This is a genomic window from Streptomyces sp. L500 (genome assembly GCF_054551825.1).
This window is the reverse complement of sequence record NZ_JBTOLC010000007.1, coordinates 103,661-119,054: the sequence shown is the minus strand read 5'-3', so window position 1 is coordinate 119,054 and position 15,394 is coordinate 103,661. Positions and strand designations below refer to the sequence as shown.

At 73.0% G+C, this 15,394-nt stretch carries 17 protein-coding genes and 1 tRNA gene; 8 read left to right on the top strand and 10 right to left on the bottom strand.

Features of this window, described 5'->3' with window-relative positions; genetic code table 11:
* Nucleotides 1-139: 139 nt before the first annotated feature.
* Together ACX9I7_RS10165 and ACX9I7_RS10160 are read left to right on the top strand one after the other, a co-directional pair.
* Nucleotides 140-682, top strand: a complete 543-nt coding sequence (locus tag ACX9I7_RS10165; protein WP_358240182.1) for a Uma2 family endonuclease — start codon at nt 140-142, stop codon at nt 680-682.
* Nucleotides 683-778: 96 nt separating this feature from the next.
* A tRNA-Pro gene (locus ACX9I7_RS10160) sits at nt 779-852 on the top strand.
* On the opposite strand, the gene ACX9I7_RS10155 is transcribed toward ACX9I7_RS10160, so the two are convergent.
* The 8 genes from ACX9I7_RS10155 to ACX9I7_RS10120 all read right to left on the bottom strand — a co-directional run bounded on the left by ACX9I7_RS10155 (nt 818) and on the right by ACX9I7_RS10120 (nt 8,713).
* Entirely contained in the window at nt 818-2,791 is a 1,974-nt protein-coding gene (locus tag ACX9I7_RS10155) for an FAD/NAD(P)-binding protein (RefSeq protein ID WP_459387117.1), read from the bottom strand. The two genes, ACX9I7_RS10160 and ACX9I7_RS10155, sit on opposite strands and share 35 nt — an antisense overlap.
* A 220-nt stretch (nt 2,792-3,011) precedes the next feature.
* Complete coding sequence (locus ACX9I7_RS10150) at nt 3,012-3,554, bottom strand: arginine repressor (protein ID WP_358622357.1); 543 nt, start codon at nt 3,552-3,554, stop codon at nt 3,012-3,014.
* Nucleotides 3,555-3,562: 8 nt separating this feature from the next.
* Entirely contained in the window at nt 3,563-4,771 is a 1,209-nt protein-coding gene (locus tag ACX9I7_RS10145) for an acetylornithine transaminase (protein WP_387576454.1), read from the bottom strand.
* The gene (argB, locus tag ACX9I7_RS10140) at nt 4,768-5,682 is read right to left on the bottom strand and encodes an acetylglutamate kinase (RefSeq protein WP_387576509.1); all 915 of its coding nucleotides are present in this window, start codon (nt 5,680-5,682) and stop codon (nt 4,768-4,770) included. The genes ACX9I7_RS10145 and argB overlap by 4 nt, the downstream gene beginning before the upstream one ends.
* A 41-nt stretch (nt 5,683-5,723) precedes the next feature.
* Nucleotides 5,724-6,875, bottom strand: a complete 1,152-nt coding sequence (gene argJ, locus ACX9I7_RS10135; RefSeq protein ID WP_387576456.1) for a bifunctional glutamate N-acetyltransferase/amino-acid acetyltransferase ArgJ — start codon at nt 6,873-6,875, stop codon at nt 5,724-5,726.
* On the bottom strand, nt 6,872-7,012 hold the full coding sequence (locus tag ACX9I7_RS10130) for a hypothetical protein (RefSeq protein WP_459387116.1): 141 nt from the start codon (nt 7,010-7,012) through the stop codon (nt 6,872-6,874). The genes argJ and ACX9I7_RS10130 overlap by 4 nt, the downstream gene beginning before the upstream one ends.
* The gene (gene argC / locus ACX9I7_RS10125; protein WP_459387115.1) at nt 7,009-8,040 is read right to left on the bottom strand and encodes an N-acetyl-gamma-glutamyl-phosphate reductase; all 1,032 of its coding nucleotides are present in this window, start codon (nt 8,038-8,040) and stop codon (nt 7,009-7,011) included. The genes ACX9I7_RS10130 and argC overlap by 4 nt, the downstream gene beginning before the upstream one ends.
* A gap of 91 nt (nt 8,041-8,131) precedes the next feature.
* Complete coding sequence (locus ACX9I7_RS10120; protein ID WP_387576461.1) at nt 8,132-8,713, bottom strand: TetR/AcrR family transcriptional regulator; 582 nt, start codon at nt 8,711-8,713, stop codon at nt 8,132-8,134.
* A 48-nt stretch (nt 8,714-8,761) separates the two neighbouring features.
* Between ACX9I7_RS10120 and ACX9I7_RS10115 the strand changes: the two genes are divergently transcribed.
* The 4 genes from ACX9I7_RS10115 to ACX9I7_RS10100 all read left to right on the top strand — a co-directional run bounded on the left by ACX9I7_RS10115 (nt 8,762) and on the right by ACX9I7_RS10100 (nt 12,017).
* Nucleotides 8,762-9,334, top strand: coding sequence for a GNAT family N-acetyltransferase (locus tag ACX9I7_RS10115; RefSeq protein ID WP_459387114.1), 573 nt, complete (start codon nt 8,762-8,764; stop codon nt 9,332-9,334).
* A 152-nt stretch (nt 9,335-9,486) separates the two neighbouring features.
* On the top strand, nt 9,487-10,710 hold the full coding sequence (locus tag ACX9I7_RS10110; RefSeq protein ID WP_459387113.1) for a beta-ketoacyl-[acyl-carrier-protein] synthase family protein: 1,224 nt from the start codon (nt 9,487-9,489) through the stop codon (nt 10,708-10,710).
* A 115-nt stretch (nt 10,711-10,825) separates the two neighbouring features.
* Nucleotides 10,826-11,728: a LysR family transcriptional regulator gene (locus ACX9I7_RS10105; protein WP_387576467.1), complete on the top strand. Its 903-nt coding sequence runs from the start codon at nt 10,826-10,828 to the stop codon at nt 11,726-11,728.
* A gap of 88 nt (nt 11,729-11,816) precedes the next feature.
* The gene (locus tag ACX9I7_RS10100; RefSeq protein WP_387576469.1) at nt 11,817-12,017 is read left to right on the top strand and encodes a DUF1918 domain-containing protein; all 201 of its coding nucleotides are present in this window, start codon (nt 11,817-11,819) and stop codon (nt 12,015-12,017) included.
* On the opposite strand, the gene ACX9I7_RS10095 is transcribed toward ACX9I7_RS10100, so the two are convergent.
* Nucleotides 12,014-13,273, bottom strand: coding sequence for a glycoside hydrolase family 10 protein (locus ACX9I7_RS10095; protein WP_387576471.1), 1,260 nt, complete (start codon nt 13,271-13,273; stop codon nt 12,014-12,016). The genes ACX9I7_RS10100 and ACX9I7_RS10095 overlap by 4 nt on opposite strands.
* A gap of 175 nt (nt 13,274-13,448) precedes the next feature.
* Here ACX9I7_RS10095 and ACX9I7_RS10090 point away from each other — a divergent pair, with 175 nt between their 5' ends.
* On the top strand, nt 13,449-14,306 hold the full coding sequence (locus tag ACX9I7_RS10090) for a 3-hydroxybutyryl-CoA dehydrogenase (RefSeq protein ID WP_387576473.1): 858 nt from the start codon (nt 13,449-13,451) through the stop codon (nt 14,304-14,306).
* A 148-nt stretch (nt 14,307-14,454) separates the two neighbouring features.
* Entirely contained in the window at nt 14,455-14,718 is a 264-nt protein-coding gene (locus ACX9I7_RS10085; protein ID WP_358622328.1) for an ADP-ribosylation factor GTPase-activating family protein, read from the top strand.
* A gap of 116 nt (nt 14,719-14,834) precedes the next feature.
* Here ACX9I7_RS10085 and ACX9I7_RS10080 read toward each other — a convergent pair whose 3' ends face one another.
* A complete protein-coding gene (locus ACX9I7_RS10080; RefSeq protein WP_387576475.1) occupies nt 14,835-15,365 on the bottom strand; it encodes an NUDIX hydrolase in 531 nt (176 codons plus the stop codon).
* Nucleotides 15,366-15,394 lie beyond the last annotated feature (29 nt).

The following is a 15,394-nucleotide window of genomic DNA, read 5'->3' as shown; positions in this document are numbered from 1 at the left end:
GCGCTGATGGGTATAACTATGCAGTGCGCCGCATGTTTCGTCAATAGCTCGCAGGGGTGAACGTTCGGGCTTCGCCGCGTTCGGACGCGTTCTACGATGCGACTATCGATCGACCCGAGCAGGGGAGGCTGTTTTGACCATGACCGCGCAGAGCGATTCCCTCCAGGACGCCATCGAACGCATCGCGGCGGTGCTGGACGGCTTCAAGATCGAAGCAGTGGGGGACCGCATCATCATGACGCCGCAGAGCAGCGTCCAGAGCTTGACCATCTTCGACGTCCGCGACGCCGCCGTAGCGGCCGGCATCCGCAAGGATCGCGTGTTCTCCGACGTGGAGTTCGAGTTCCCTGGGGAGCCCAAGCGCTGCCCGGACCTATCGATCGTCGAGGACGGGGCCACGGAGAGGTTTACGCACGAGGACCTCCTGGCCGCGATCGAGGTCGTGTCGTCGAGGAACGACAAGAACGACTACGCGATCAAGGTCCGTCAGTACGCCCGCTTCGGTGTCCCCGTCTACCTGATCATCGACCCGTTCCTGGGAGAGTGCACGTTGCTCACCCTGCCCCGAGACGACGACTACGCCCGTCGCGAGGTGTACAAGTACGGCGACTCCATCACCCTCGACCTGCCGGACGGACGCCGGATCGACATCCCCACCGACACCTTCAAGCGCCGCAGCTGACCCCCCTCCGGACCCCGGATTTGGATCACGGCGCGGAACAGGATATTTTCTTCCTGCACGCCCCACCGGGAAGAAAAGCCCGGAGGGACACGACACCGGGACGTGGCGCAGCTTGGTAGCGCACTTGACTGGGGGTCAAGGGGTCGCAGGTTCAAATCCTGTCGTCCCGACGGTGTGAAGAAGCCTCTGATCAGCGGGAAACCGCAGATCAGAGGCTTCTTTCATATCCAGCACCGCCCGGGCCACCGCGTCGCAGTCCCCCAGCGTCACCGAGTCCACGCCCGGGCGGATGCCCGCCGCCGTGACCCAGTGGACGGACTCCGTGGGCACCCCCAGGGCGAAGCGGCACGGGTGGGGAACGCCCGTCGCGTCGAGGAGGCGGTACGGGCGGCCGGTGACGGCGAGGCCGCCCGTGACGTAGTCGGTGCCGTCGCCGCGGGGCACGCGATGGGCCCGGCACCCGCCCGTGGTGAGCAGGTGCCGCAGCAGGGGGTCGGCCGCGCGGGCCAGGTCGGGCTCCGGCAGCCGGGCGTCGATCAGGACCCGGCCGCGCGCCCCCGCGCCCGGCACGTCCGACTCCAGGACGAACGCCCCCGCTTCCGTCCGCACCCGCGCCCCCGGCCCCACGACACTCAGGATCCCCGCCTCGATCAGCGCCGCCATCTGCTCGATCCGGTGGGCGGGCGGGCCGATGGACAGGAAGGCGTTGAGCGGGGTGTACCAGCCGTCGAGGTCGTCGCGGTGGGAGTCGCCGTGCAGCCCGGCGTGGTCGACCAGGTGCCGGATCTCGTTGCGCAGGTCGCGCAGGACGTCGAGGGCCGCCTTGAGGGGGCCGCTGACATTGCCCGCGCGGGCCTCGGCCACGTCGCGGGCCAGCCGGTCCAGCAGCCAGGTCCGCAGCTCGTCGGGGCCCGCGAAGCGCAGGTCCGCGCAGGGCCGGGCGACGCGATCCCAATCCCAGCGGTCGGCGGGCCCGATGCCGTACCGGGCGAGGACGTCCCGTTCCGGCACCCCGCGCGGGGCGGTGAGGTAGCGGTCCGTGAACTCCGCGAGCTCGCCCTCCCCCGTCCCCCGGCGGCGCAGGAGCGCCTCGTAGTAGACGCACTCGGCCTCCTTGGCGATCAGGGGCCAGAGGTCGGCGCGGAAGTCGAGGCGCCGGCCGGCGTCGACGCGGTCGCGCAGCCGGGCGAGGGTGAGCGGGGTGAGCAGCCGGGGGCGGTGGCGGCCGTGGGCGCCCTTCTCGTTCTCGCCCCGGGCGTGGTACGGGACGCCGCGCCTGGAACCCGCGTGGAGGAGGGGCTCCCGGCCCGAGGGGCGGTAGACGAGGGAGCCGCCGGTTCTCCGGAAGGTGCCGCCCCGGCCCTCCGTGAGCAGGGCGACGTGGTCGAAGAAGGTCAGGCCGAGGCCGCGTAACAGCACGCTCTCCCCCGGTCGGACGGTGGAGAGGTCGACGTCGGCCGGGTTGGCGGGCGGGACGTAGCGCAGGCCGTGGGCGCCCGCGTGGGCGGCGAGGGCCGCTTCGGCGTCCGTCGGGCGCGCGGGTAAGTGGCCCTGGCAGAGGACGACGGCGTCCAGGCGGGCGAGGACGGTGCCGTCGTCGAGCCGTACGGTCTGCCGCGCGCGGTCCTCGGCGTCGTCCAGCGCGACGGCGCGGGCGCGGTGGACGTGGACGGAGACGCCCGTGGGGGCGCGGCGCACCACGCGCCGGAAGACCCACTCCAGGTAGTGGCCGTAGAAGGCCCGGGTGGGGTACGAGTCGGGGCCCAGCCGCCGGGCCTCGGCGCGGACCGCCGCGTCCGCGTGGGGGCGGGAGCGCGCCCAGGCGTAGAGGCTGGGCCCCGGTTCGAGCGGCCCCGATATGCGCACGCTGGCGTCGGTGAACATGGTGATCTGCGATGCCACGGTGTTCATCAGCAGGTGGCGCGACTGTCCGGTGCGCCAGACTCCGCCGGAGCCGGGGCGCCCGGGGTCGACGAGGTGGACGGCCACGGCCCGCGGCGGCCCGCCGGCCGCGGCGGCCGCGCGGGCGTTGGCGCACAGCCGTTCCAGTACCGACAGGCCGCGCGGTCCGGCACCGATGATGCACAGCGTGAGGTCGTCGCCGGTCACTCGGCACGCTCCCTTCGTCGAGAGGACGTTCCTCCGGCGCAGGATGCCGTCACGGCGTCTACCGCCGTGCGGTTTCCCGGGAGTTCGGGTCCGTCTCTCGACGGGGGGAGTTGAGCGTGGTATCACTCTGCGGGCCGGTGGGGGCTTGTCGCGCCCACGCGGCGGAAGCCGCATATCGACACTGCCCCGCGCCCCTTCAGGGCGTCCCCTCAGCGGAGCGTCAGCGTTCCTTCTGCGCCAGCCTCAGCAGGTGGTCCGCCAGGGCCTGGCCGCCGCTCGGGTCGCGGCTGATCAGCAGGACGGTGTCGTCACCGGCGATGGTGCCGATGATCTCGTGGACGCCCGCCTGGTCGATCGCCGAGGCGAAGAACTGGGCCGCGCCCGGCGGCGTCCGCAGGACGACCAGGTTGGCGGAGGCCTCGGCCGAGATCAGCAGCTCGCCGGCGAGCCGGCCCATCCGGGCCTCCGAGGCGGACTCCCCGAGGGGGGCTCGCGGGGTGCGGTCGCCGCCCTCGCCGGGCACCGCGTAGATCAGCTCCCCGCCGGTGTTGCGGATCTTGACGGCGCCGAGCTCGTCGAGGTCGCGGGAGAGCGTCGCCTGGGTGACGGAGAGCCCGTCGTCGGCGAGCAGCTTGGCGAGCTGGCTCTGGGAACGGACGGCCTGCCGGCTGAGGATGTCCACGATGCGGCGGTGGCGTGCGGTGCGGGTCTGCGGCACGGCCTGTCCGCCGTGAACCGGCTCGGTCTCCTGCGCCTCGGTCATCTTCTTCGTCAGTCTCCGGATCGTCGTTCCCCGTGGGCCCCGTCGGCGACGGCGTCCAGGACGCCGGGCAGCGTCCGGAGGAACGTCTCCGCATCATCCTCGGTGATGATCAGCGGAGGGGCCAGCCGCACCACGTCGGGTGCGACCGCGTTCACCAGCAGGCCGGCTTCCTGGGCCGCCTGCCGCACCTTCGGTGCGAGGGGCTCGCCAAGGACAATACCCAGCAGCAGGCCGGTCCCACGGACGTGGTCGACGAGCGGGTGGCCGAGCGCGGCGATCCCGTCACTCAGCAGGGCCCCCACGCGCTTGACCCGGCCGAGGATCCCGTCGCTCTCCAGGGTCTCCAGGACGGCGAGCGCGGCGGCGCAGGCGACGGGGTTGCCGCCGAAGGTGGAGCCGTGCTGACCAGGCGTCAGCAGCTCGGCGGCGGGCCCGAAGGCCAGGGTCGCCCCGATGGGCAACCCGCCGCCGAGGCCCTTGGCGAGGGTGACGACGTCCGGCTCGACGCCCTGCGCCTGGTGCTCGAACCAGTGTCCGGTGCGACCGATACCTGTCTGGATCTCGTCCAGGACCAGCAGGGCCCCGGCCGCGCGGGTGATCTCCCGGGCGGCGGCCAGATAGCCCGCCGGGGGCACGACGACGCCGCTCTCGCCCTGGACGGGCTCCAGGACGACCATCGCGGTGTCGGTGGTGACGGCCGCGCGCAGCGCCTCCACGTCCCCGTACGGAACGTGGGTGACGTCGCCCGGCAGCGGAAGGAACGGTTCCTGCTTGGCGGGCTGGCCGGTGAGGGCGAGGGCGCCCATGGTGCGGCCGTGGAAGCCGCCCCGGGCGGCCACCATGTGCGGCCGGCCCGTCCGCCGTCCGATCTTGAACGCGGCCTCGACGGCCTCCGCGCCGGAGTTGGCGAAGTAGACCCGTCCGGGGCGGCCGGCGAGTTCGAGCAGCCGCTCGGCGAGCTGGACGGTCGGCTCGGCGGTGAACAGGTTGGAGACGTGGCCGAGGGTGGCGATCTGGTCCGAGACGGCCCGGACGACGGCCGGGTGGGCGTGGCCGAGGGCGTTGACGGCGATGCCGCCGACGAAGTCCAGGTAGCGCTTGCCGTCGGCGTCCCAGACGTACGGGCCCTCGCCGCGCACGAGCGGGAGCGCGGGCGTGCCGTAGTTGTCCATCAGGGCGCCCTGCCAGCGCCGGGTGAGGTCCGCGTTGGTCGTCATGACTCCCCCTCCGGGTCCGGCACGACCATGGTGCCGATGCCTTCGTCCGTGAAGATCTCCAGCAGGATCGAGTGCTGGACGCGGCCGTCTATCACCCGCGCGGTGGTGACGCCGTTGCGGACGGCGTACAGGCAGCCCTCCATCTTGGGCACCATGCCGCTGGCCAGTTCGGGCAGCAGCCGCTCCAGCTCGCTCGCGGTGAGCCGGCTGATGACCTCGTCGCTGTGCGGCCAGTCCTCGTAGAGGCCCTCGACGTCGGTGAGGACCATCAGCGTCTCGGCGCCGAGCGCCACGGCGAGCGCGGCGGCGGCGGTGTCGGCGTTGACGTTGTAGACGTGACCGTCGTCGGCGCTGCGGGCGATCGAGGAGACGACGGGGACGCGGCCGTCGTCGAGCAGGGCCTGGACGGCGCCCGGGTCGATCGCGGTGATCTCGCCGACCCGCCCGAGGTCCACACGCTCGCCGTCGATGTCGGCGTAGTGCTTGGTGGCGGTCATCAGGTGGGCGTCCTCGCCGGTGAGGCCGACGGCCAGCGGGCCGTGTTGGTTGAGCAGGCCGACGAGTTCGCGCTGCACCTGCCCGGCGAGGACCATCCGGACGACGTCCATGGCTTCGGGCGTGGTGACCCTCAGTCCGGCCTTGAACTCCGAGGTGATGCCCATCCGGTCGAGCTGGGCGCTGATCTGCGGTCCGCCGCCGTGGACGACGACGGGCTTGAGGCCGGCGTGCCGCAGGAAGACGACGTCCTGGGCGAAGGCGGCCTTGAGCTCGTCGTCGACCATGGCGTTGCCGCCGAACTTCACGACGACGGTCTTGCCGTGATGGCGCGTCAGCCAGGGCAGGGCCTCGACGAGGGTGCGGGCCTTGGGCAGGGCGGTGTGCCGACGGGTGCCGCCCGCGCCGGCGTCCATGGTGACGGTCGTGGTGGCGGCCGTGGTGCCGCTGTCCGTGGTCATGAGGAGTACGCGCTGTTCTCGTGGACGTAGTCGGCGGTGAGGTCGTTGGCCCAGATGATCGCGGTCTCGGAGCCGGCGGACAGGTCGGCGGTGATGCGGACCTCCCGGTACCGCATGTCGACGAGGTCGCGGTCGTCGCCGACGGAGCCGTCGCGGCAGACCCAGACGTCGTTGATGGCGACGTTGAGCTTGTCGGGGTCGAAGGCGGCGGAGGTGGTGCCGATGGCGGAGAGCACCCGGCCCCAGTTGGGGTCCTCGCCGTGGAGGGCGCACTTGAGGAGGTTGTTGCGGGCGATGGACCGGCCGACCTCGACGGCGTCGTCCTCCGTGGCGGCGTTGATCACCTCGATGCGGATGTCCTTGCTGGCGCCCTCGGCGTCGCCGATGAGCTGCCGGGCGAGGTCGTCGCAGACGGCCCGCACGGCCTCGGCGAAGGCGTCCTGCCCGGGCGTGACACCCGAGGCGCCGGAGGCCAGCAGCAGCACGGTGTCGTTGGTGGACATGCAGCCGTCGGAGTCGACGCGGTCGAAGGTGGTCCGGGTGGCGGAGCGCAACGCGGTGTCGAGGCCGGCGGCGTCGACGTCGGCGTCGGTGGTGAGGACGACGAGCATGGTGGCGAGGCCGGGGGCGAGCATGCCCGCGCCCTTGGCCATGCCGCCGACGGTCCAGCCGTCGCCCTCGGCCACGGCCGTCTTGTGGACGGTGTCCGTGGTCTTGATGGCGATGGCGGCCTTCTCGCCGCCGTGCGGGGAGAGTTCGGCGGCGGCCTTGTCGATGCCGGACAGCAGCTCGTCCATCGGGAGCCGGACGCCGATCAGGCCGGTGGAGGCGATGGCGATCTCGGCGGCGCTGTGCCCGAGCGCCTGGGCGGCCTTCTCGGCGGTGGCGTGGGTGTCCTGGAAGCCCTCCGGCCCGGTGCAGGCGTTGGCGCCCCCGGAGTTGAGGACGACGGCGGAGACCTGACCTCCCTTGAGGACCTGCTGGGACCACAGGACGGGGGCGGCCTTGACGCGGTTGGCGGTGAAGACGCCCGCTGCGGCCAGGCGGGGGCCCTGGTTGACCACGAGGGCCAGGTCGGGCTGTCCGCTGTCCTTGATCCCGGCGGCGATGCCCGCCGCCGTGAATCCCTTCGCCGCTGTGACGCTCACTGCTTCTCCTTGATGGCCGTGATGGCTGCCGTCGTCGTCTTCTGGTCCTGGGTGCAGGCCCGGCGGTGGCCGGGCCGGGGGCGCTCGCAGGGTGCGAGCCGGGCGAGCGCGGTGGCTACCGCGCGCCGGAGCGTCATGGCGCCACCCCCGTGGCGGGCAGGCCCAGCTCCTCGGGCAGCCCGAGGGCGATGTTCATGCTCTGCACGGCGCCGCCGGCCGTGCCCTTGGCGAGGTTGTCGATGGCGCTGATCGCGACGATCCGGCCCGCCGCCTCGTCGAGGGCCACCTGCACGAGGGCGGTGTTGGAGCCGAGGACGGACGCGGTCGAGGGCCACTGCCCCTCGGGCAGGAGCCGGGCGAACGGCTCGCCGGCGAAGGCCTTCTCGTAGGCGGCGCGCACGGCGTCCGCCGTGACGCCCGGCCGGGCCTTGGCGCTGCACGTGGCGAGGATGCCGCGCGGCATGGGGGCGAGGGTCGGGGTGAAGGACACCGTGACGGGCTCGCCGGCGGCGGCGGAGAGGTTCTGGACCATCTCCGGGGTGTGCCGGTGGCCGCCGCCGACGCCGTACGGGCTCATGGCGCCCATCACCTCGCTGCCCAGCAGATGCGGCTTGGCGGCCTTGCCGGCGCCGGAGGTGCCGGACGCGGCGACGATCACGGCCTCGGGCCCGGCCAGCCCGGCGGCGTACGCGGGGAAGAGCGCGAGGGAGACGGCGGTGGGGTAGCAGCCCGGCACGGCGATCCGCTTGGCGCCGCGCAGCGCGTCCCGCGCGCCGGGCAGTTCCGGCAGCCCGTAGGGCCAGGTGCCCGCGTGGGACGAGCCGTAGAAGCGCTCCCACGCGGCCGCGTCCTTCAGCCGGAAGTCGGCGCCGCAGTCGACGACGAGGACGTCCTCGCCGAGCTCGGCGGCGACGGCGGCGGACTGCCCGTGCGGCAGGGCCAGGAAGACGACGTCGTGCCCGGCGAGGGCCTCGGTCCCCGTCGGCAGCAGCACCCGGTCCGCGAGCTGCGGCAGATGCGGCTGAAGGCCGCCGAGCCGCGCCCCGGCGTTGGAGTTCCCGGTCAGCGCGCCGATACGGACCTCGGGGTGGCCCAGCAGCAGGCGCAGCACTTCGCCGCCCGCGTATCCGCTCGCTCCGGCCACTGCCGCGTGTATCGCCGCCATCGACGCCTCCTTGGTGATGGCATGACTATACGGATAGCTGCAGTTCTATGCAATGGGGTCGCGCGGAAGCGGGGCTCACCCGTGGACGGGGTCAGCCCAGCGCCGCCAGATAGTCGTCGAGGAGCTCGGCCTGCCGCTCGGGCGGGAAGGCCGTGGGGCTGAAGAGGGCCTGCACCACCAGGCCGAGCACGAAGGACTGGGCGCCGGCCGCGACGCGCTCCGGGTCCCCGGGGGGCAGCTCGCCGAGGCGCTGGGCCGTCGCGACCAGGTCGCTCAGCTTCTCGCGGCTGCGGGCGTACTTCCGGCCGTAGTCGTCGCTCAGGGCGGGGTCGGCGAGCGCGGTGTCCCAGGACGAGACCCAGATCCGGTTGCTCGCGGTGGCCTCGGCCGTCAGCGGAAGGATGTCGAGCAGGGCGGCCCGCACGGCGGACAGGCCCTCGCCCGCCGCACGCCGGGGGCGGGCGGCGGTGCGCTCGGCGAGCAGGTCGAGGGCGTAGGCGACCAGGTCGCGCTTGGCGGGGAAGTAGTGGGTGAGCAGGCCGGTGGTGGCGCCGAGCTCGGCGGCGACGGCGCGCAGGGTCAGCCCACCGAAGCCGTGCGCGGCCAGCACCCGCCAGACCGCCTCCGAGACCTCGCGGCGCCGGGCTTCGTGATCTCCCTTGGTACGTGGCATGCTGCCACCGTACATATCCATAACGCTTGTTGTGCGAATGGGGTCACCATGTTCTCCCTTGCTCTGCGGAACGACGCCCTCCTCTCCCTCCGCCCGCTTGAGATATGGCACGCCGAGGAGTTCGCGGCCCACATGGACCGGGCCCGCGAGCACATCCGGCCGTGGGTCGGGCCGGCGTTCGTCACCGACGACCTGGAGGGGGCGCGGGGCACGCTGCGCCGCTACGCCGAGCGGCAGGCCGCCGACGGCGCCCGTCTCTACGGCATCTGGCTCGACGGCACGCTGGTCGGCGGCGTGATGTTCACGGACTTCGACGCGGCCCTGGGCTCCTGCGAGGTCGGCTGCTGGCTGGAGCCGGCCGCCGAGGGGCTGGGCCTGATCACCGAGGCGTGCCAAGCCCTGCTGGACTGGGCCTTCACCACCCGGGGGATGCACCGCGCCGAGTGGCACTGCCGGGCCGACAACGACCGGAGCTCGGCGGTGGCCGTACGGCTCGGGATGACGCTCGAAGGCGTGCGGCGCGAGTCCTGGCCCTTCGACGGCACCCGCCACGACAAGCAGATCTGGGCGGTCCTCGCCCCCGAGTGGCAGGTCCACCGCAAGCTCGCGGGCAGGGAGTAAATCACCGGAACCTACAAATCCCCCGAACCCGACTCCGTGGCTCACGGCATCCGGACGACCGCGAAACCCCTGGAAGAGTAGCCAGTGAGTTGATCATTCGTCGCTCGCTTCCGGAGCGGCGAGTTGTGTCTCCACTACAAAGGGGGTTGTCCATGAGCAGCGATGTCAGGGATGTGGTGGTCACCGGGCTGGGAGCGACCACGCCGCTCGGCGGGGATGTCGCGTCGACCTGGGCCGCGATGCTGGCCGGGGAGTCGGGGATCGGGGCGATCGAGGAGGAGTGGGCGGCCGGGCTGCCCGTGCGGATCGCCGGGCGGCTCAAGTCGGAGCCGACCGAGGTCCTGGACCGGGTGCAGGCCCGGCGGATGGACCGCTGCGAGCAGATCGCGCTCGTCGCCGCCCGGGAGGCGTGGGCGGACGCGGGCCGGCCCGAGGTCGACCCGGAGCGGCTGGCCGTGGTGATCGGTACGGGCACGGGCGGCGCGCTGACGCTGCTCGGGCAGGACGACGTGCTGGAGGCCTCCGGTGTCCGGCGGGTCTCCCCGCACACCGTCCCCATGCTGATGGCCAACGGGCCCGCCGCCTGGGTCAGCATCGAGCTGGGCGCCAAGGGTGGGGCCCACACGCCGGTCAGCGCCTGCGCGTCCGGCGCCGAGGCCATCGCCATGGGCCTGGACCTGATCCGGCTCGGCCGGGCCGACGTGGTGGTCGCCGGTGGCACGGAGGCCTGCATCGCCCCGCTGCCCATCGCCGGGTTCGCCCAGGCCAGGGCCCACTCGACCCGCAACGAGGCGCCCGCCCTGGCGTCCCGTCCCTTCGACGCCGACCGCGACGGGTTCGTCATCGGCGAGGGCGCGGCCGTGGTCGTCCTGGAGCGCGCGGAGTTCGCCGCCGCCCGCGCGGCCCGCGCCCACGCGCGGCTCGCCGGGGCCGGGGTCACCTCGGACGCCCACCACATCACGGCCGCCCACCCCGAGGGCCAGGTCCGCGCGATGCGGCTGGCACTGGCCTCGGCGGGGCTGTCCCCGCTGGACGTCGAGCACGTCCACGCCCACGCGACGTCCACTCCCCTGGGCGACCTGGTCGAGGCGCGGTCGGTCACCGAGGCCATCGGGCTCCACCCGTCCGTCACGGCGACCAAGTCGATGACGGGGCACCTCTTCGGCGCCGCCGGGGCGGTCGGCGCGCTCGCCGCGATCCTCGCCGTCCGCGACGGCGTCGTCCCCGCCACCGCGAACCTCGACACCCTCGACCCGGAGGTGCGGCTCGACGTCGTCGCGGGCGGCCCCCGCCGGGGCGCGCTGACGGCCGCGCTCACGAACTCGTTCGGCTTCGGCGGGCACAACGCGTCGCTGGTCTTCACGGCAGCGCCCTGAGCGCTCCGCTGGTCGCGCCCACGCGGCGGTAGCCGCATATCGACACTGCCCCGCGCCCCTTCGGGGCGCGGTACCGCACCGGACTTCCATAAGTCCGCCTGCGACGATGGCGCTCATGCGGTTGCCCGACATGAATCTCCTCCCCGCCCTGGACGCGCTACTGCGGGAAGGGAGCGTGACGGGCGCCGCCGCCCGGATGAACGTCTCGGCGTCGGCGATGAGCCGCACCCTGGGCCGGCTGCGGCGGGTGCTGGGCGATCCGCTGCTGGTCCCGGCCGGGCGCGGGCTGACCCTCACGCCCCGGGCGCGGGAGCTGCGGCCGTCGGTCGAGGCGGCCCTCGCCGGGGCGCTGGCCGCGCTGCGGCCCTCGCCGGAGATCGACATCGCGACCGTGGAGCGGCGGTTCACCCTGCGCACCAACGACGCCTCCGCCGTCGTCCTCGGCCCGCCGCTCACCGCCCGCGTGGCCCGGGAGGCGCCCGGCATCCAGCTGCGGATCCTCCCCGAGGGCGACGAGGACCCCGCCGACCTGCGCGACCGCGTCGACCTGGACATCGGGCAGCTGCCCGAGCTCCCCCACGACGTGCGCAGCCGTCCGCTGCCGGCGCAGGACCACGTCGCGGTCTGCCGGGCCGACGCCCCCCACGCGGCCGAAGAGCTGACCGCCGAGCGGTTCGCGGCGCTCCCCCACATCACGGTCACCCGGCGGGGGCTCTTCCACAGCGTCGTCGACGAGCGGCTCGCCGAGCTCGGGCTGGCCCGCCGGATCCTCACGACGGTGCCGTCGCACGTCACGGCGTGCTTCCTGGCGCTGCGCTCCGACGCGCTGGCGCTGGTGGGCGCGGCGGTCGCCGCCCATGTCGCCGAGACCGTGCCGCTGGTGGTCCGGGAGATCCCGCTGCCCCTGCCGCCGGTCGCCCTGGGCATGGCCTGGCACGTGCGCGTGGACACCGATCCGGCCCACCGGTGGCTGCGGGACGCCGTGGCCGACGCGGCGGGCGGCACCGGCCATTCCTGAACGCGCCCTATACCGCCGGTCACCTTAGGCTGGGACTATTCCCGGAGTGCTGCACCTGTCCCGTCCCCGGCGAAGGGTGGTCACGTCAATGGAAGCGAAGAAGGGCGACCGGCTGGTCGTGCACGGCAGGGTCGTCGGGCAGCACGACCACACCGTGGAGATCGTGGAGGTCCTGGGCCCCAAGGGCAACCCGCCCTACCGGGTGAGGGACGACAGGGGGCACGAGACGATCATGTCCCCCGGCCCCGACTCCGTCGTGTCCCATCACAAGACCGGCGAGCAGTACTAGCGCGGCGGGCGCGCGCGGTGGGGGTAGTGGTCCTTCACCACGCGCGCCATCGCCCCGATGCGGTCGGCGACGACGTTCCGCGCCGAGAAGTAGACATTGCCGCGCACCTCCGGGTGGCGGCGGCCGAGCGCGACGTGCCGGGAGAGCTCGGCCGGGTCCTGCCAGGGCGCGGGCTGCGTGGGGTCGCCCGCCCGGTAGAGGGCCTCGCCGATGTAGAGCTGGACGTTCGTGCCGCGCACGGCCTCCGCCCACCAGGGCACCAGCGTGGCGTAGTCGGCGGCCGCGAAGCCGATGTGCCAGTAGCACTGCGGCACGATGTAGTCGATCCACTGCCGGCGGACCCAGCCGAGGGTGTCGGCGTGGAGGTCGTCGTAGGTCTGCACCCCGGCCTTGGTGTCCGAGCCCCGGGGGTCGGTGGTCCGGTTGCGCCAGACGGCGAACGGGCTGATCCCGAAGCGCACATGGGGTTTGCGGCGCTTGATCCGCTCGCCCGTCTCCCGCACCAGGCGGTCGATGTTGTCGCGCCGCCAGGCGGCCCGGTCGGGGAAGCCGGCGCCGTACCGCTCGTAGGCGGCCGTGTCGTCGAAGACCTGGCCGGCCACGGGGTAGGGGTAGAAATAGTCGTCGAAGTGCACGCCGTCGAGGTCGTAGCGCCAGACGGCGTCGAGCAGGGCGTCCTGGACGAACCGGCGGACCTCGGGCAGCCCGGGGTTGTAGTAGAGCTTCCCGCCGTAGGGCAGCGCCCACTCGGGGTGGATCCGCGCGGGATGGGTGGGCACGAGCCGGCCGGGATCGGTGTGGTTGGCGACGCGGTACGGATTGAACCAACCGTGCAGCTCCAGACGGCGCTTGTGGGCCTCGCGCACGGCGAAGGCCAGCGGATCCCAGCCGGGTGACCGGCCCTGAACACCGGTCAGATATTCCGACCACGGCTCGAAGCGCGAGGGCCAGAAGGCATCGGCCGTCGGGCGGATCTGCAGGATCACGGTGTTCAGCCGCCGGGCCACCGCCGCGTCGAACAGGGCCAGCAGCTCGGCCCGTTGCCGCTCCGGGGGCAGCCCGGGGCGCGAGGGCCAGTCGATGTTGACGACGGTCGCGACCCACATCCCCCGCAGCTCCCGCCCCTGGGTCCGGCCCGCCCGCTCGCCACCGCCCCGCGCGGCGTCCACCGCTCCCGCCTCGCCCGTCGTGGTCAGCAGCGCCGCCATGGCGCTCGCGGCGGTCACGGTGAACCCTCTTCGCGTCAAACGCCCCATATGCGGATGCTCCTTCTTCCGGTGCTGTCGCGTGAGTCACACCCTTCACGCAGAGCATGCCCGCCCCGGCCCGCTCGCCACCGCCCCGCGCGGAGTAACGTCTTTCCCAGGGCGGCAGCCGGATGACCTTCGGCCCTCCGCCGGTCGACCGAAGATCAGCGAAAGGCACGATGTGGTGACCGACATCGAACGCGTCGGAGTGGTGGGCTGCGGCCAGATGGGCGCGGGCATCGCGGAGGTGTGCGCCAGGGCCGGACTGGACGTCAAGGTCGCGGAGACCACCGGCGAGGCGCTGGAGCTGGGCCGCACCCGGCTGACCAACTCCCTCGGCAAGGCCGCCGAACGCGGCAAGATCACCGAAGCGGAGCGCGACGCCACCCTGGCCCGGCTGAGCTTCACCACCGACCTCGGCGAATTCGCCGACCGCGATCTGGTGATCGAGGCCGTCGTGGAGAAGGAGCAGGTCAAGACGGAGATCTTCCAGGTCCTCGACCAGGTCGTGACCCGCCCGGACGCCATCCTGGCCTCCAACACCTCCTCCATCCCGCTGGTGAAGCTGGCCGTCGCCACCTCCCGCCCCGACCGGGTCATCGGCATCCACTTCTTCAACCCGGCCCCGGTGCAGCAGCTCGTCGAGCTGATCCCCGCGCTCACCACGAGCGACGAGACCATCCGGCGCGCCGAGGCCCTGGTCGGCAAGGTGCTCGGCAAGCACGCCATCCGCGCCCAGGACCGCTCCGGGTTCGTGGTCAACGCCCTCCTCATCCCCTATCTCCTCTCCGCCATCCGGATGTTCGAGTCCGGCATGGCCAGCCGCGAGGACATCGACAACGGCATGGAGCTGGGCTGCGCCCACCCCATGGGCCCCCTCAGGCTCTCCGACCTCATCGGCCTGGACACCGTCGCCTCCGTGGCCGACAGCATGTACGCGGAGTACAAGGAGCCCCTGTACGCCGCTCCCCCGCTGCTCCAGCGGATGGTCGACGCGGGCCGGCTGGGCCGCAAGACGGGCTCCGGCTTCTACACCTACTGACCGTGACCACCGGCGCCCGCCCCGCCTTCACACGGGGTGTGCGCCGGTGACCCGCGAACACCCTCCGCACACGCTCCCGCCCCGCCTGTCCGCGCGATTGACTCGGATCGTCGCACCGACAGTGTCTTCTCGAAATGGGGTACGGACCGTGACCATCCATCCCGAGCGCACCGCCACCACTCCGGCGGAGCTCGCGGAGCTCCGCCGGAGCCTCGACGTCGGCGTCGTCCGCATCGACGGCCGTCTCGCCCTGCTCTGCCAGCGCAGCGAACAGGCGGAGCGGGATCTCGCCGAAGTCGCCGAGCGGGTGCGGGCCCTGGAGCACGGCCGCTGGCCGCTGCCCTCGCTCGCCGCCCTCACGGGGGTCGCTGCGCTGGCTCTCGCGGTGTGGCAGGCCCTGGCCGGGCGGTGACGCGCCAGCGCCGGGGCGGAACCGCGGTCTCGCGACCGCGGGCCGTCCTGGGCTGGTCGCGCTCACGCGGCGGAGCCGCATATCGAGAACAGCCTCGCGCCCCTACGGGGCGTCCGTCAGCCCAGCCGCATGTGGTGCAGCAGGAGCAGCGCGGCGGCCATGTTGGCGGCCGGGACCTCGCCCCGTGCGATCAGGTCCGGCACCACCTTGAGCGGCACCCACTCACGGCGGTCCGACTCGAAGCCGTCCTCGGGGTCGCCGATGTACTCGGCCTCGTCCGTCCAGTAGATGTGGTGCCGGGCGTCGGTGAGCCCGTTGGACGGCTCGACGGTCATCAGATGCCTGAGCGGGCCCGGCCGCCAGCCGGTCTCCTCCTCCATCTCCCGGGCCGCGGCGACGGCGATGTCCTCGCCGTCCTCGACGACCCCGGCCGCCAGCTCCCAGCCCCAGTTGTCGGTGATGAAACGGTGCCGCCACAGCAGCAAAACCTCATTGGCCGCGTTGACCACGGTGGCCACGGCGACGGGCCGCAACCGGATGAGGAAATGGTCGAGATGACGTCCGTCGGGGAGTTCGACGTCCGCGAGATTGACCTGGAACCAGCGGTTCTCGTAGACGGTCAGCTCCCTGAGATTCTTCCAACGCACGTTCTGCCACCTTCCGCCGAGGTGGCCAC

Bases quoted from the DNA above. Each gene is read 5' to 3' on its own strand.
- ACX9I7_RS10165 (WP_358240182.1), top strand. From the start codon at position 140: ATGACCGCGCAGAGCGATTCCCTCCAGGACGCCATCGAACGCATCGCG.
- ACX9I7_RS10150 (WP_358622357.1), bottom strand. From the start codon at position 3,554: ATGACCGAGGCGCAGGAGACCGAGCCGGTTCACGGCGGACAGGCCGTG.
- ACX9I7_RS10145 (WP_387576454.1), bottom strand. From the start codon at position 4,771: ATGACGACCAACGCGGACCTCACCCGGCGCTGGCAGGGCGCCCTGATG.
- argB (WP_387576509.1), bottom strand. From the start codon at position 5,682: ATGGACGCCGGCGCGGGCGGCACCCGTCGGCACACCGCCCTGCCCAAG.
- ACX9I7_RS10130 (WP_459387116.1), bottom strand. From the start codon at position 7,012: ATGACGCTCCGGCGCGCGGTAGCCACCGCGCTCGCCCGGCTCGCACCC.
- argC (WP_459387115.1), bottom strand. From the start codon at position 8,040: ATGGCGGCGATACACGCGGCAGTGGCCGGAGCGAGCGGATACGCGGGC.
- ACX9I7_RS10120 (WP_387576461.1), bottom strand. From the start codon at position 8,713: ATGCCACGTACCAAGGGAGATCACGAAGCCCGGCGCCGCGAGGTCTCG.
- ACX9I7_RS10115 (WP_459387114.1), top strand. From the start codon at position 8,762: ATGTTCTCCCTTGCTCTGCGGAACGACGCCCTCCTCTCCCTCCGCCCG.
- ACX9I7_RS10110 (WP_459387113.1), top strand. From the start codon at position 9,487: ATGAGCAGCGATGTCAGGGATGTGGTGGTCACCGGGCTGGGAGCGACC.
- ACX9I7_RS10105 (WP_387576467.1), top strand. From the start codon at position 10,826: ATGCGGTTGCCCGACATGAATCTCCTCCCCGCCCTGGACGCGCTACTG.
- ACX9I7_RS10100 (WP_387576469.1), top strand. From the start codon at position 11,817: ATGGAAGCGAAGAAGGGCGACCGGCTGGTCGTGCACGGCAGGGTCGTC.
- ACX9I7_RS10095 (WP_387576471.1), bottom strand. From the start codon at position 13,273: ATGGGGCGTTTGACGCGAAGAGGGTTCACCGTGACCGCCGCGAGCGCC.